Genomic DNA, 15,702 nt, shown 5'->3' on the forward strand with positions numbered 1-15,702 from the left:
CCTGATAACCAAAAGCCGGGTGTTTTATTGGACGCAGACTCGATCAAGTCACTTTCCACCTTCGTGGTATAAATGGACTATGATGACCCAACTGGATGACCGCAATTTCATCGTTATCATTAAAGGTGCTGGTGATTTAGCCAGCGGTGTTGCGGTACGTTTATATCGGTGTGGATTTCGGTTGGTGATGACAGAGATACCGCACCCGCTGATGGTACGCCGTACGGTGTCCTTTGGGGAAGCGGTCTGCGATGGGGTAACCCAGGTGGAAGGAATCCAGGCAGTGCGGGTTGACGACTGCCTTCAGGCGCGCAAAATCATCGCGGATGGGAAAATTCCCATTCTGGTCGATCCCAAAGCTGCCTGCCTGAATGAACTTCATCCGGCAGTGTTGGTCGACGCCATCATGGCGAAAATCAACACCGGAACAAAGATCGAGGATGCACCCCTTGTGATTGCCCTCGGGCCCGGCTTCACCGCTGGCGTCGACTGCCATGCGGTGGTGGAAACAAACCGAGGGCATCATTTGGGGCGAGTCATCGAACACGGCAGCGCCGAACCGGATACCGGCCAGCCCGGCGAGGTGGGTGGAAAATCCACCGAGCGTCTGCTGCGCGCGCCGGTCTCGGGTGTGGTCGAAGCGCATGCCGCGATCGGCGATCGGGTAACCGAAGGACAGGTCGTTGCCCACGTGGGCGATGCCGAGGTTCGTGCCCAAACATCGGGCGTGCTGCGCGGGATGATCCGCAGCGGCGTCCAGGTGGATGCCGGGACGAAGATTGGCGATGTGGACCCGCGGGCCGAAGTTTCGTATTGCTTCGAAGTGTCCGAAAAATCACTTGCCATCGCGGGTGGCGTGCTGGAGGCCATTTTCGCGTTCCAGCATAAGAAATAAGAACCGGAAAATTCTCTGAAACGCTACTGCTGGCCACCGCACGAACAAATGATTTCGCAGGGATCGTTTGTGCCGGCGCCCTTCTGATGGCTGGCACATACGAGGCAGACATGCGTGAAGTCATTACTGAAGTCGAAACCTGGGACAGGGCTGGCAAAAAGGTTGCCATTGCAACGAATGTAAAACGCCGTGGCATGTCGCTTCGCCCGTTGGCTGCAAAAATGGCGATGACAACCGGCATGGAAATTGCCGGTTCGGTTACCGGTGGGTGTCTGGAAGGCGCCGTCTATGAAGAAGCGCAGGGGGTTATCGAAACATTACAACCCAAATTGCTGCATTACGGCGTAACCGGCAACGAGAGTCCATGGGATGTGGGCCTGGCCTGCGGCAATTCGCTGGACGTATTTGTCGAATCCTTCGATTCGCCTGCCTGGCGAACGATCTTTCCGGCTATGAAATTCTGCCTGGAAGAAAACCAACTGGCTGTGGTGGCAACCGTCATCTCCGGGCCGGGTTTGGGAAATAAATTGATGCTCTGGCCGGATGGACGCACACTCGGCGACCTGGGGAATCCGTCGTTGAACGCCGAAGCGCAGGTTTGGATGAGGGACCTGATTCGCAGTCAGGAAGCGGATTGGAAAGAGTTCGCGGCCGTAGGTGAAAAGGTGGATGTTTTCGCGGATGTTCTTGTACCCGAGGCGCGCATGATCGTCATCGGCGCCAGCCATATCGCCATTCCGTTGGTAGAGCTGGCAAAGGTACTCGGCTACCGCACCATCGTCATCGACCCGCGCGAGGCCTTTGCCACCCGCGAACGCTTCCCACATGTCGACGACCTGATCGTCGAATGGCCTTCCACGGCCCTTGAAAAACTTCACCTGGATGAGGCCAGCTACGTGGTCGCCGTCAGCCATGATGATAAATTGGACAATCCGGCCCTGGCAGTGGCATTGACCCACCCGACGCGCTATGTCGGGGTGCTGGGGACGCGCAAGAATATCTCCAAACGCCACGCCGCGTTGCAGGAGCTGGGCGTGACCCAAGAGCAGCTCGACCATTTACGGGCGCCGATCGGCCTTCGGTTGAATGCGCTTCTTCCGGAAGAAATCGCCTTATCCATCCTGTCCGAAATGGTCATGGTCCGGCATGAATTCTCTCAATGCTGAGTCCGATTCTCTCGAAGAAAAGAATCCGGTTGCAGGGATCATTCTGGCGGCCGGGGCCGCATCACGAATGGGACGGCCGAAACTGCTGCTGCCCTGGAAGGGCGAGACGCTGATTCACCGCGCCGCCCGGACCGCTCTGGCAGCCGGATTGCAGCCGGTGGTGGTCGTGACCGGCGCCGCGCATCCGGATATTCTGGCTGCCCTGGCGGATCTACCCGTGCTGGTGGTGAACAATCCGGACTGGGAGTCAGGCCAGAGCACTTCACTGCGGGCGGGTATCCGGGCATTGCCAGAACAGACCCGGGCGGTTCTCTTTTTGTTGGGCGACCAGCCTTTCGTCACGCCCGAACTGATCCGCTGCCTGGTGGCAACCTACCTTCAAACGAAGCCGGTCATCCTGGCTCCGTTTGTCGGCGAAAAGCGAACCAATCCCGTTCTGTTCGATCATTCGATCTTCGATGTCCTTTGCCAACTCCAGGGGGATGCCGGTGCGCGCAGCATCTTTGACCGTTATCCGCCCGCCGCGCTGCCCTGGCCGGACGAACGATTGTTATTCGATGTCGACACGCCGGAAGATTACAAGCGGTTGATCTCATCTCAATAATTCAGGATCTGAATTGGTTTTCTTCAGGAGTTCCGCAGCCGGAGTGTCCGATCTATGGAATACGCTTCCGGAAGATGGCGGCGATTTTTTTCATTGGAATAACCTGAATCCAACTTATTTCTAACCCACGCTGATGATTACGGTAGGTCGAGTAGTTGTATAATCATTCCGGGGAATAACATGGATCCTGAAACCGGTGAAAAGCGCCCACCCGATGGTGGAGAAGAACCGATCCGCCGCAGCCCCCTCAAGCGTTCGCCAGACCTGGCCTCCTTGTGGGAGGCTGTTGATCAGGACCGGCCTGCCGATTTCGGCGCATTGACCCGCCAGGCGACCTTCGCGAACCTACCTCGCGCCGGGGACGCCGTGACCGCGCCGCCAGAACCCGCACAGAAACCCGTTCGCCGCGGACTTCCCGATCTTTCCATCCTGGATGATTTGAAAACACCCTCCGGTCCACTGCCAACCGCTCGTCCGGTGGTCAGGGACATGGAAACGGAGGAAAAAGAGACCGCCAGCCGGTTGGTAATCGACCCGGACCTCGAAAAATACATCTATCCCGACCTGTGGCGCAAGCTCAACAGCCCGACGCCGACGCGCGGGATTCTGATCAACACCCTCGATCAGGTGCGCTCGACCCTCAATTTGCTGTCCACCTTTCTCCCTCAGCACCTGGTGCAGGAGAAGATGCGCCGGGCCGTGCCGGGATTGGTCAGCGGGCAGATCCTGCACGGCAGCCTGCTTTTTTCGGATGTGAGCGGATTTACGGCTCTCTCGGAACGCCTGCAGGGCATGGGGCTCGAAGGCGCCGAGATCCTGACCCAGATGATGAACCGCTATTTCGGCCGCATGCTGGATATCTTGGCCCAGTCCGGCGGCATCCTGCTCAAGTTCGCCGGCGACGCCATGCTGGTTTATTTCCCGCAGCAGGGCCAGAATGAACAGGTCAATTGGGCGGTACGCGCCGGCCAGCGTATGTTGAGCGCCATTGCGGAGTTTTCCAATCTCGAAGTGCCCGGCGGAAAAGTGGCCCTGAAAATGAAAATCGGCATCGGCAGCGGGGAATTTCTGGCTGCCAGCGTCGGTTCTGCACAGCGCATGGAGTACGTGATCCTGGGGCCGGCGGTGGCGCAAACCATGACTGCCGAGAGTCTGACCACCGCGGCCGGGCAGATGGTGGTCAATTCGCAGACCATCCCTTATCTCGATCCAGCCTATCCGGCGGTCGAACACAAGAACGGTTATTACCGGGTCAACCATCCCGCCGATTCGGTCCTGGACGAATTCGAAATCAAGGCCGAGGTTCGCCGCGCGCGCGGCGCAATTTCATGGGACGCCAGCCCGAACGCGATCATGGCCCAGGTGGACGTCACCCTGCGCCAGATCAAGGCTTTCCTGCCGTACCTATCTCCGGAGGTGGTCGATCGCGTGGTCATCCACGGGCAGCGCAACCTGTTTGCCAGCCAGTACCGCCCGACCACCGTCCTCTTCGGTAATTTCTGGGGTTTCGAGGAGCTGCTCAGCCTGTGGGGCGAGGAAGGCGTATCGCGCGTCACCGGCCTGTTGAACGCGTATTTCAATGCGATGAGCGATGTGGTCGCCCGGTATGGCGGGATGATCAGCCGCATCGATCCCTACAGCAAGGGCACCAAGATATTGATCCTGTTCGGCGCGCCGGTGGCTCATGAGGACGACCCTCAACGGGCGGCCAGCGCGGCTCTGGCGATGAACGCCGAACTCGAAGGGATCAACGATACCTGGGCGCGCAAGCTGACCCACCATCTTCCACCCGGTTTTACTGGGCCGTTGATCCAGCACCGGCTGGGCATCACCACCGGCAACACCTTCGCCGGGCAGGTCGGATCGCCCACCCGGCGCGAATATACCGTCATGGGGGATGATGTCAACCTGTCGGCGCGCTTGATGAGCGCGGGCGAGCCCGGCCAGATTCTGATCAGCCAGAACGCGGTGAACCAGGCTCATCTGGAGGATTATTTTTACCTGACCGGCCTGGCGCCGCTTCGCGTGAAGGGCAAGAGCAAGCCCATCGCCATCTCCCAGGTTCAGGCGCCGCGCGATGACCAGCTTTCGAAGCGCGCGCGCGAACGCGGAGCGCTGATCGGGCGCAAAGCTGAACTGGCCAAAGCTGAAAACCTGTTGCGCCAGGCCGCTGCCGGGCAGGGAACCCTTTTGATCCTCGAAGGGCCGGCCGGAATCGGGAAGAGTCATCTGGCGGATACCTTGATCCAGCATGCCGGGGCATCCAATCTGCGGGTGCTGCTTCACCAGTGCCGCTCTTACGCCGAAAACACATCCTACAACTGTTGGAGTCTGCTTTTACGCCAGTTGGCCGGGATCGGCTCGACGGATTTTCAATCCGCGGTCCATCACCAGAAGCTCCGCTGCCTGGTCGCCGAATGCGGTTTGCCCGAGCAGATGATCCAGCCCCTGGCGATGCTGATGGGCCTCAGGCCGCTGGCCCCGGCCTTGACGAACTCCGCTGAAGCTGGACAATCCGGAGACGACCTGCCGCAGGACGAGACCGCGGCGTTGGCCAGACAGGTCCGGGGGGGGATGAAAAAACGCCAGGGCAGCCGCCTGGACTTCTGGGACCAGTTGGAAAGCGGCAAGACCTCAGAGACCGGGCAGGTCTGGCAGCCGATTACGGCGCAATTGGCCGGAAGCGAACGCGAGCGAGTCTACGGGGCGGTCTGGGCGGTGTTGGATGCTCTGACGCAGCCTGAGGCAGGCCTGATCTTCTTCGAGGACGCGCATTGGATGGACGCGGCCAGCCAGGATTTGCTGTATTGGATCGTCGCCAGGCTGCAGGATTTGCCGCTCATGATTATGCTGGCCAGGCGAAAGGGCGAGGAAAGGGTTTCATCTTTCCCCCGCGCGCAGATCATCCACCTCACTCCGCTGACCGCGGAGGAGACCCACACGCTGGTTTCCAATTTGTTGATCGCGGATCTGGCCCAGGTGATCCACGAACAGAGCCAGGGCAATCCGCTTTTTGTAGAGGAAATCACGCGCTGGTACCAACGCGCCCACCGGATCAGTTCGGATGAACTGCGCAGTGTGCTTCAGACTTCGAATATGCTGCAAAAGCTGATCCTGAGCCACCTGGAAAATCTTCCGGATGAATTGCAGGAGGTCGCGATGACGGCCGCGGTGATCGGGAATGAATTTCACACCGGCGAAGTGCAGGCCCTTCTGCCGGGCGCGCTGGACTCGGTAACGCTCAGCAATCACCTGCGCTCGCTGGCCTACTCGCATCTGATTACGCTGGTGGAAGCCGGGGCGGACGCTCGCTACAGCTTCCAACAGAGCCTGGTCCGGGATGTGCTTTACAACAGCCTGCCGTATGAAAAACGGCGCGAGCTGCACGGCAGGCTGGGGGATTATCTCAGCCGGCCGCGAACCCGCCGGAGCGAATTGCAGGCTCAACTGGCGGCCGCGCTGGATGCCAATGCGGTCAGCCCAATACAGGTTGGCGAGACGATTGCCGGCCATTACGAACGCGCCGAACGTTGGCTGGACGCCGCCCGCCAGTTCGGGTCGGCCGGAGACCAGGCCAGGCAACACAAGGATGCCAAGCGCGCCGGGGACGATTTCGAACGCGGTCTGGCCGCGCTTGAAAAACTGCCGGTCGAAAAGCTGACCGGAGAAGCCCGCGACCTGAAATTTCATTTCCATCTGGCGCTGGGCGATCTGGCCCTGGAAAACGACGCCTACCTGGCCGCGCTCACAGCCTATGAGCTGGCCCGATCGACTCTCGATCCGGACGCAGAGCCTGAAAAGCAAACCGCGCTGGCCCTCCGGTTCGGCCTGGTCCTGCCGACGCAGCGAAAGGCCGAGGAAGCGGAAGCCATGCTGCGCGGGCTGCTGGAACAGCCTGGTTTTATCCCTGGCCCCGATCTGCTGTCGACACTGGCCTGGTTGACCGGTCGGGCCGGGCGGGCGGATGCGCGTCCGTGGATCGAGAAATGCGAAGGCGAGCTGGGCGAGACCGACATCCCCTGGAAGCGAGGGGTCCGGGCGCTGCTGGCCGATCTCAGCGGCGATTGGGACGCGGCACGGGAGGGTTACCTGGGCGTGGAATGCCCGGCCGGCGCGGCGATGATGGGCATTTACCTCGGCCAGCGCGCGCTGGAACAGGGCAATCCGGACCGGGCCTCGAGCCAGTACCAGACGGCCTGCGAAATCGCTACCCGGAACGAAGAATTCACCTGCGCGGGGTTGGCCTGGTACCGGCAGGCCGAAATCCACTGGCAGGCCGGCGATATCGAGGGAGCCCGGGCGGATCTGGCGCGCGCCCAGGCAGCCCTGGAAAAAGCACCCTCACAGATGGCGGCGGCGGGATTTGCTGCCACCCGGAAGGCCTACAAATCGATCAATTTAAAGAAAACCGTTCGGTGGCCCAACTGGCCGGTTCAGGAAATCGCGGATCAGTATGCCATTCGATTGTTGTTCAAACCGGCGTAAGCCTTTGCAGGTCCGGGACCGATCGTCCATTTCAAGAGAAGGGAAAAGACATTCATGACCAGCGAAATGTTGAGAAAAATCCCCATGTTCTCCCAGCTTACCGGGCAGGCGCTGGCGGAGGTAGAAGGCGGTTTGAAACCCCGGTCGCTGGCTGCGGGAGAAGTGCTTTTCAATCAGGGCGATCCCGGCGACGAGCTGATCCTGGTCACGGGCGGCAAGCTGGCCATTTACGCTCCCGAGGACGGATTTCCTGCCAGAGGGCAGCCCATCCGTCTGTTTACCGACGGCAGCATGTTGGGGGAGATGGCCCTGATCGACCACCAGCCGCGCTCCCTCAGCGCCCGGGCGGAGGAGCCTTCGACCATCCTGGCGCTTTCCCGGGGTGATTTCGAACGCCTGATGGATGAGAATTCAATACTGAGAAACGCCATCATGGCCGGTCTCAGCGAGCGCATCCGCTACACCACCGATTTTTTGGGAGAGGTTCGCCAATGGGTACAGCGCATTACGGAAGGAAATTACCAGGCCGGCATCGAAATCGACACCGGCCGTCGATTCAAGGATCCCTCCCTGGCGGTCCTGGCGGCCGAATTTTCGAAAATGGCCGCACAGGTCAAAGAGCGCGAGGATACTTTGAAACAGGAAGTGGCCATGCTGCGCATCGAGATCGACGAAACGAAACGGAAGGAAGATGCCAGCCAGATCATGAACAGCGATTATTATCGCAGCCTCAAGGCCCGGGTAAATGAAATTCGGCATAAGAAAGAGTAATCTCTTCCCGGTTTTCGGACTCTTTTATTGTATAATTTATGGGCAATATTAAGGATTGCAGCTAACACCATGGCCGACATCGATGCCAGAACAGATGAAGAACTTGTCCGATGCGCCCAGGCAGGGGAGGTTGCGGCATTTAACATACTCTACGAACGTTACCTGGATGTGGTTTACCAGCGCGTCCGCTATTCCGTCCCGCAAGCGGATGTAGAGGATGTAACTCAAGAAACGTTCATAGCGGTCATCCGGTCATTGAAAGAGTTTCGATGCGATTCGAAATTCCGGACCTGGCTTTACACCATTTTGGGGCGCAAGATTGCCGATTATTATCGCCGCAGCGACCCCGCTGATTTTGAATGGATCAAGGGCGAAGACAACGGGGATGACGATTCTGTGAATCAGATTTCCCAGATCCTGGACGGAACCAATTCCGCCAACATCGATGATGTGATCTGGATTCGCCAGGCGTTGCTCCGCCTGTCACCTCATTATCGCGAGGTGATTCTTCTCCGGTTCGTCGACGGACTGTCGTTTTTGGAAATCGCCAACCAGCTTGGCCAATCCCTCGATGCAACGAAATCGCTTTTCCGGCGGGCAATCTCAACCTTGCAACAAGACTTAGAAAAGACTCATGCTTGAATATCGTCCTGACGATCATCTTCTAGATGAGAAGCTGGCCGAATTCACCGACCAGCTGTTAAATCAAGAGAGGGGTGAGGCTCTTCCACCTCTGGCGGAGGAAGAGAACCTCCAGCAATTGCAAGAGACGGTTGTACAGTTGAAGCAGTCCGGATTGTCCGATCATCCGGAGGTCCAGTTTTCCGCCCGGCTATTTTCGGTTCTCCAAAGAGAATGGAAGCGTTTTGGCCCGAAACCCGGGCCTGTGCGTAATTCGTCCTCGCCAGACCAGCCAGAACCCTTCGGACAGATCAGAAATACCCTGAGAAAGATTACCGAGACCTGGGGCCGGCAGATCGTATTTGGCCTGACTGCTTTGATGTTGCTGGTTTTGCTGTTTCTGCCGAAGGATGTTCCCCTGACCGGCTCGTCGGGAACGAGCACCGGATTGTTGCCGGTGGAATGGATCGTCGGCGTTTTCTGCATCGGACTTTTGATCTGGCTGCTGAGCAAGAAACAAAATTGATCCGGGCCGGTTTTCGCATTCTAACAAAATTGTAATTTGGGCTTTGTTTGTTAAAAAACCAACCTTTATCCGATCGACTTCACGACCAATATAATATAGCTCCCCCCGTCTTGTCCTGGCATCTTCAGGTTCAATCCAATTGCTTTTATTCACTCATTGCTTAAATTTCATCCTTGAGGGTATATGAACCCAGATCAATCGAAGCCTGCATTATTAAAGAGCCGCAATTTCATAACGGGCATTGTGGTGTTCTTCTTGTTCGCCCTGGTCTGCATTTTGATGGGGTGCAATTTGGATTCCAGCGCATTGAGCGGCGCGGCTGGCGCTCAGGAAACGATGATCGCGGATTCAATTGCCCTTACGCCCGGCATCACCACGGCAGTGGAAACATCGATCCCCGAGCCGGTCGGCGACGGTTCGACCCCCACGCCGCCGGGGCCGACCTCCAGTGAGACGCCGCCGGAACCATTCAGCGGACTCATCGCATACATGGGGAAAGTGGATGGAAAAACCGATTTAATGCTGGTCGACCTCGGCAGCGGTACGGTAACAGCGTTAACCCGGGATGGCGCGGAGAAAAACAACCCGGTCTGGTCGCCAAACGGGCGGCAAATTGCCTTTGCCGCGAACGTGGACGAAAATTGGGACATTTACCTGGCGGATCTGTCTTCCGGACAGGTGCTGCGTTTGACCGATGCGCCCGCCAAGGACTGGCTGCCCAGTTGGGCGCCGGACGGGCAGTCGATCATCTTCGAGTCGTTTCGAGATGGAAATTTCGAAATTTACCAGGTCGGGATCGATGGCAGTAGTCTGGTGCGCCTGAGCGACAACCCGGCCGGAGATGCACATCCCGTATGGTCATCGGATGGACAACGAATTGCCTTCGTGTCGAACCGGGACGGGAACGCGGATATTTATTCGATGGGGCCGAATGGGGAAGACATTCTCCACCTGACCGGCCAGGACGCTCCGGATTCCAGCCCGGCCTGGTCGCCGGATTGCCAGTGGATCCTGTATACCTCCTGGAAAAATGGCAAGCCCAGGATCTACCGGATGCGGGCCGACGGCAGCGACTCGTTACCAATCACTCAGGGCATCTCGCGTGAAGATTACCCCATCTGGTCCCCGGATGCGAATCACATTCTCTTTGTATCCGGCGAGGTCGGGAAAGAACGGATCATGATTGCCAATCCGGATGGCGGCGAACAGCGCATTCTGGCGCAGGAAGCGGGCTATAACATCAATCCGGGCTGGTCGCCCGACAGCCAGTTCATTGTATTCCAGACCTCCAGCGATGGTATCAACCGCGTCAAGATCATGAACACCCACGGGGATATTCTTCTGGAAGTATCCCCACCCGGGCAGGATGCCAGCGAACCCGCCTGGCAGCCAGTCTCAAAATGACCCAAACTTTGTAAAATCAATAAGCCGTCCAAAAAGCCGGGCAAACACGCTCCCGATCCGATCGGGCGCATCCGCCGCTGCCTTACACAAAAGTAGGGATCGACCGCCCCCCCAACGAGGGGGAGTGGGCTGATCCCTACTTAGTTAGGCAATTTTACCGGGCCTTTTCAGACGATCCTATTCGATCCGGATCGTTGACTATTTATTCCAGCCAAAATTCAGTTCAGCCTGCGGCGCCTCTCCCCAGTATTTGGCATTGGGGCCCAACTGCAGGCCTTCGTCTGTCCAGGCCTTGACGACGTACAGGCCGCTCGAGATGATGGTGCTTTCCTTGCTGCCGTATGTGCCGCCGGCAAGCGCATCCGAATTGAGGATGGCAAAAGCCGGCTGCGCCAGGCTGGCGAGCATTTCGGGCATCGGGCGGTTGAGGTGAACCAATACGGTATCCTGGTCCACTTTCTGAATCCCGTCCACCGGTGAAATGGGAAGGTCATTCGAGTCTTTTTCACCGAGAAATCCCAGGAAAACGGTCTTCCAGGCGCTGAAATCACCCTTGTGGAGGGCATTTTGCGGATCGAACCAGCGATTGAAGTTGGCGACCACGACGTCCGGCGTGATCGGAGTACCGTCGCTGAAGGTCATCCCCGTGCGCAGCGTGAAAATATAATCCAGTTGATCATCCGAAATGACCCAGGATTCTGCCAGCCCCGCCGCGGGTTTGCCGTTGGCGTCCAACCGCACCAATCCCTCGTACAGATCCTGGCAAATCTTGAGTGAGTCCGCGTCCTGCGCCAACGCCGGATCCAGCAACAGATCGGCGCTGATCAATTCCTGTCCCGATGTGGACTCTGGCGCAATTGTGCTTGAGGCCGGAACCGTGGCCATTTTTTGTGAGGTGGGGAGCGCAGACTCGGCCGGTGAAGCAGTCGTTTGCGATTGGCATCCTGTCAACAGGACAAAAATGAGCCCCAATACAAGGAGCGGTTGAAAATATTTCACGGTTGTTTTCATGGCTGTTATGTGATCTCTTTGTTCTTGAACGAATACTTGTTGAAAAGCTTTACAAATCCGGTTGAATCCTTTGTAAGCTTATCCCACCCTGAAAATGATCGAACCAATTCGTCTATTATACTAATCGAAGTATCCGGTTTGTCAACGGGTGAAAATAATTTATCGAAACCGAAAATCGGTTTGAATCAAAAAACCTCTTTTCGACACTTTTTCTATCCATTAAACGACTACTATATCAAGCCATAAATACTATGGCTGATAATCATTGTTTTATTGCCGGTAAGGTTTCGCGATTTATCTGTCTGCGCTCAAGTACTTTTGACCGATCGACTGGGGGGCGCACCCATCTGCGAACCGGTCGAATATCAGGAAGATGGAGAGGGATCATGCATTTTCATCAGGTCCCCAGATCAGAAGACCTAGAACTCGATGATCGATTGGTCAACATTACCGACAGGATATTATCAGGCGAAATGACCACGCAAACGGAAACAAATTCGATCGAAATGGAGAATTTACGGAAAATGGTCCTGCTCATCCAGGCGGCCGTCAAGCCCGAACGACCGGATGCAGCCATGGCCGCGCGGATCAAAGATCGCCTGCAGATGGAATGGAAGGTCGCGCGCAATCGTCAGCCAGGCGCCTGGAGACGGCCGCAGTATGCAATATCGATCGCGCTCGTGGTTTTATTGTTGGTGGGCCTGGTTGGGTGGGGAATTCCCACCGCGGTTGACCTCCCGGGCGCGGCCAGCGACTTCATGCCCTGGGTTTCATTTCTGGGCGCATTGAGTATTATCCTGATCGCCATATTGGTATGGACCGATCGCCGTCGTTAGTCGATAACGAACCTCGAAATTTGGTAGGGTTACAAGGGGCCTTATGAGCAAAAAAACGTTTTCAAGTATCTCTCGATGCATCTATCTGTTTGTGATCCTGGCGCTGATGCTCAGCGCTTGCGGTGCATCCGGCCAACAACTGGCAGGCGCGGGCGGCGTTGAAGATACGCAGGCGCCTGAATCGACGCAGGCTGAAACGCAAACGCCTCCCGAGGAGACGCAGCCGGCCGCTTCGACGCCAGAATCCACCCCGGTCACCCCTTCCGAGGCCCCCGGTAACGTGAGCGAGACACCTCAATCGACGCTTACCGAAACCACCAATACCCCCAAACCCCCGTCTTCCAGCGCTCCCGCCGGATGGGATCGATCCAGCGTATCCGTCACCGGCAAGTGCCTGACCACGGGCGAGGTCGAATTCACAATCAGCAACACCGGCTCGGCTATGACCGGCACAACCAACTGGCGTTTGATCGTGAATGGAAGCGTGGTCCAATCCGGTACGATTCAACTGGGTGACCACGGTTCCCAGACGCTGACCTTCTCCTATCCGGGCGTCAAGGTCATCCTGGAAGTGGACCAGCGGCCAGGTCACCCGGGCACCGGCAGCGCGCGGGCGGATGACACCTGCTCGGCTCCGACCAATACGCCGGTTCCGTCCAAGACTCCGACGGCTACGGCAACCAAGGTGTCCACTCCGACGGCCACGTTCACAGCCACCGCGACCGACGTTCCGACCGCGACAGCCACATTGACAGTCACCCCGACCAAAACCTCGACCCCAACCCCGACCTTGACTGCCACGCCTTCGTGGGACAAGTCCAGTGTATCGGTCACCGGGAAGTGTTTGACCACGGGCGAAGTGGAATTCACGATCACGAATACCGGCTCGGCCATGTCCGGCCCGACCAACTGGCGCCTGACCGTGGACGGAACCGTCGTCCAGTCCGGCACACTAAAGCTGGGCGACCATGAATCCACGACCATGACCTTCTCCTATCCGGGCGTCAAGGCCATCCTGGTGGTCGACCAGCGCCCGGGTCACCCGGGCAGCAGCTCGCCCCAGGCGGACTTCACCTGCTCGGTTCCGACCGCGACCCCGACGCCGACCCACACCTTCACCCCGACCGTAACGAAGACTCCGACGGCCACGGCGACGAATACTCCAACCGCGACCTTCACGGCGACTGCGACGAATACTTCCACACCGACCGCCACGATGACACAGACGGCCACTGCTACCAACACGCCGACGGCCACGGCAACGCACACCCCGACGGCCACGATGACCCCGACCGCCACAAAGACCTCCACGCCGACCCTGACCCCCACACCTTCATGGGACAAGTCCAGTGTATCGGTGACCGGCAAATGCCTGACCACGGGCGAAGTCGAATTCACGATCACGAATACCGGCTCAGCCATGTCCGGACCGACCAACTGGCGCCTGACCGTGGACGGAACCGTCGTCCAATCCGGCACACTCCAGTTGGGCGATCACGAATCCACGACCATGACCTTCTCCTACCCGGGCGTCAAGGCCATCCTGGTGGTCGACCAGCGGCCGGGTCACCCCGGCAGCAGCTCGCCCCAGGCGGACTTCATCTGCTCGGTTCCGACCGCGACCCCGACGGCCACGGCGACGCATACCCCAACCGCGACGATGACCCCGACGGCCACTGCCACCAATACGCCAACGGCTACGTTCACTCCGACCGTCACGGCGACCAATACCCCAACAGCAACCTTCACGGCGACTGCGACCAAGACCTCTACTCCCACAGCCACCTTTACACCGACTGCGACAAATACTTCCACTCCGACGGCCACGCTGACCCCGACCGCCACCAAGACCTCCACACCGACCCTGACCCCCACGCCTTCATGGGACAAGTCCAGTGTTTCGGTGACCGGCAAGTGTTTGACCACGGGCGAAGTCGAATTCACGATCACCAACACCGGTTCGGCCATGTCCGGCCCGACCAACTGGCGCCTGACCGTGGATGGAACCGTCGTCCAATCCGGCACGCTCCAGTTGGGTGATCACGAATCCACGACCATGACGTTCTCGTATCCGGGCGTCAAGGCCATCCTGGTGGTCGACCAGCGGCCGGGTCACCCCGGCAGCAGCAGCCCGCAGGCGGACTTCATCTGCTCGGTTCCGACCGCGACCCCGACGCCGACCCACACCTTCACCCCGACCGTAACCAAGACCCCGACGGCCACCGCTACCAATACTCCGACTGCGACCTTCACGGCGACTGCGACCAAGACCTCTACTCCCACAGCCACCTTTACACCGACCGCGACGAATACTTCCACCCCGACCGCCACGGCCACGATGACGCCGACGGCCACCAAGACCTCCACGCCGACCCTGACCCCCACACCTTCATGGGACAAGTCCAGTGTTTCGGTGACCGGTAAGTGCAAAGTCACGGGCGAGGTTGAATTCACGATCACCAATACCGGCTCAGCCATGTCCGGCCCGACCAACTGGCGCCTGACCGTGGACGGAACCGTCGTCCAATCCGGCACACTCCAGTTGGGCGATCACGAATCCACGACCATGACCTTCTCCTACCCGGGCGTCAAGGCCATCCTGGTGGTCGACCAGCGGCCGGGTCACCCCGGCAGCAGCTCGCCCCAGGCGGACTTCATCTGCTCGGTTCCTACCGCGACCCCGACGCCGACCCACACCTTCACTCCGACCGTAACGAAGACCCCGACGGCCACGGCGACGAATACCCCAACGGTGACTTATACGCCTACCGCCACTGCGACAAACACGCCGACGGCGACGTTTACTCCGACCGCCACGGCTACACACACACCGACCGCCACGGCCACGCACACCCCAACGGCAACCTTTACGCCGACCGCCACTGCGACCAATACGCCTACTGCCACGTTCACTCCGACCGCCACGGCAACGAACACTCCGACGGCGACGATGACGCCGACCGTCACCAAGACTTCCACGCCAACCCTGACCCCCACGCCTTCGTGGGACAAGTCCAGTGTATCGGTGACCGGTAAGTGCAAAGTCACGGGTGAAGTGGAATTCACGATCACGAATACCGGCTCGGCCATGTCCGGCCCGACGACCTGGCGCCTGACCGTGGATGGGACTGTCGTCCAATCCGGCACGCTCCAGTTGGGTGACCATGAATCCATGACCATGACGTTCTCGTATCCGGGCCTCAAGGCCATCCTGGTAGTCGACCAGCGGCCCGGTCACCCGGGCAGCAGCTCGCCGCAGGCGGACTTCATCTGCTCGGTTCCGACCGCAACCCCCACGCCGACCCATACCTTCACCCCGACTGTAACGAAGACCCCGACGGCTACGGCGACGAATACTCCTACCGCGACCTTCACCCCAACTG

10 protein-coding genes and 1 pseudogene are annotated in these 15,702 nt (G+C 58.8%); 10 read left to right on the forward strand and 1 reads right to left on the reverse strand.

The genetic code is table 11. The annotated features are described in order from the left end of the window. The first annotated feature begins 82 nt into the window (after positions 1-82). The 8 genes from yqeB to LARV_RS07110 all read left to right on the forward strand — a co-directional run bounded on the left by yqeB (position 83) and on the right by LARV_RS07110 (position 10,472). The gene (gene yqeB, locus LARV_RS07075; protein WP_075075145.1) at positions 83-895 is read left to right on the forward strand and encodes a selenium-dependent molybdenum cofactor biosynthesis protein YqeB; all 813 of its coding nucleotides are present in this window, start codon (positions 83-85) and stop codon (positions 893-895) included. Between the two features lie 110 nt (positions 896-1,005). After that, positions 1,006-2,061 carry an XdhC family protein gene (locus LARV_RS07080; RefSeq protein WP_075072977.1) on the forward strand — a complete coding sequence of 352 codons (1,056 nt, stop codon included), beginning with the start codon at positions 1,006-1,008 and terminating at the stop codon, positions 2,059-2,061. Next, a complete protein-coding gene (locus LARV_RS07085; RefSeq protein ID WP_075072978.1) occupies positions 2,042-2,665 on the forward strand; it encodes a nucleotidyltransferase family protein in 624 nt (207 codons plus the stop codon). Before LARV_RS07080 ends, LARV_RS07085 begins: the two co-directional genes overlap by 20 nt. 180 nt (positions 2,666-2,845) lie before the next feature. Beyond that, complete coding sequence (locus tag LARV_RS07090) at positions 2,846-7,150, forward strand: adenylate/guanylate cyclase domain-containing protein (protein ID WP_075072979.1); 4,305 nt, start codon at positions 2,846-2,848, stop codon at positions 7,148-7,150. Between the two features lie 84 nt (positions 7,151-7,234). Next, positions 7,235-7,921, forward strand: coding sequence for a Crp/Fnr family transcriptional regulator (locus LARV_RS07095; protein WP_172797805.1), 687 nt, complete (start codon positions 7,235-7,237; stop codon positions 7,919-7,921). A gap of 69 nt (positions 7,922-7,990) precedes the next feature. Next, the gene (locus LARV_RS07100; protein ID WP_075072981.1) at positions 7,991-8,563 is read left to right on the forward strand and encodes an RNA polymerase sigma factor; all 573 of its coding nucleotides are present in this window, start codon (positions 7,991-7,993) and stop codon (positions 8,561-8,563) included. Beyond that, on the forward strand, positions 8,556-9,068 hold the full coding sequence (locus LARV_RS07105; RefSeq protein WP_075072982.1) for a hypothetical protein: 513 nt from the start codon (positions 8,556-8,558) through the stop codon (positions 9,066-9,068). The genes LARV_RS07100 and LARV_RS07105 overlap by 8 nt, the downstream gene beginning before the upstream one ends. Before the next feature lie 183 nt (positions 9,069-9,251). Beyond that, a complete protein-coding gene (locus LARV_RS07110) occupies positions 9,252-10,472 on the forward strand; it encodes a TolB family protein (protein ID WP_075072983.1) in 1,221 nt (406 codons plus the stop codon). A 198-nt stretch (positions 10,473-10,670) separates the two neighbouring features. Here the strand turns inward: LARV_RS07110 and LARV_RS07115 are convergent, their stop codons facing one another. Beyond that, complete coding sequence (locus LARV_RS07115; RefSeq protein WP_075072984.1) at positions 10,671-11,483, reverse strand: ABC transporter substrate-binding protein; 813 nt, start codon at positions 11,481-11,483, stop codon at positions 10,671-10,673. Between the two features lie 473 nt (positions 11,484-11,956). Between LARV_RS07115 and LARV_RS07120 the strand changes: the two genes are divergently transcribed. Together LARV_RS07120 and LARV_RS20165 are read left to right on the forward strand one after the other, a co-directional pair. Next, positions 11,957-12,319: a hypothetical protein gene (locus tag LARV_RS07120; protein WP_152031741.1), complete on the forward strand. Its 363-nt coding sequence runs from the start codon at positions 11,957-11,959 to the stop codon at positions 12,317-12,319. Positions 12,320-12,362: 43 nt separating this feature from the next. Further along, a pseudogene (locus LARV_RS20165) lies at positions 12,363-15,702 on the forward strand (hypothetical protein); the annotation flags it as partial.

It is taken from the genome of Longilinea arvoryzae (assembly GCF_001050235.1).
Classification (GTDB): Bacteria; Chloroflexota; Anaerolineae; order Anaerolineales; family Anaerolineaceae; genus Longilinea; species Longilinea arvoryzae.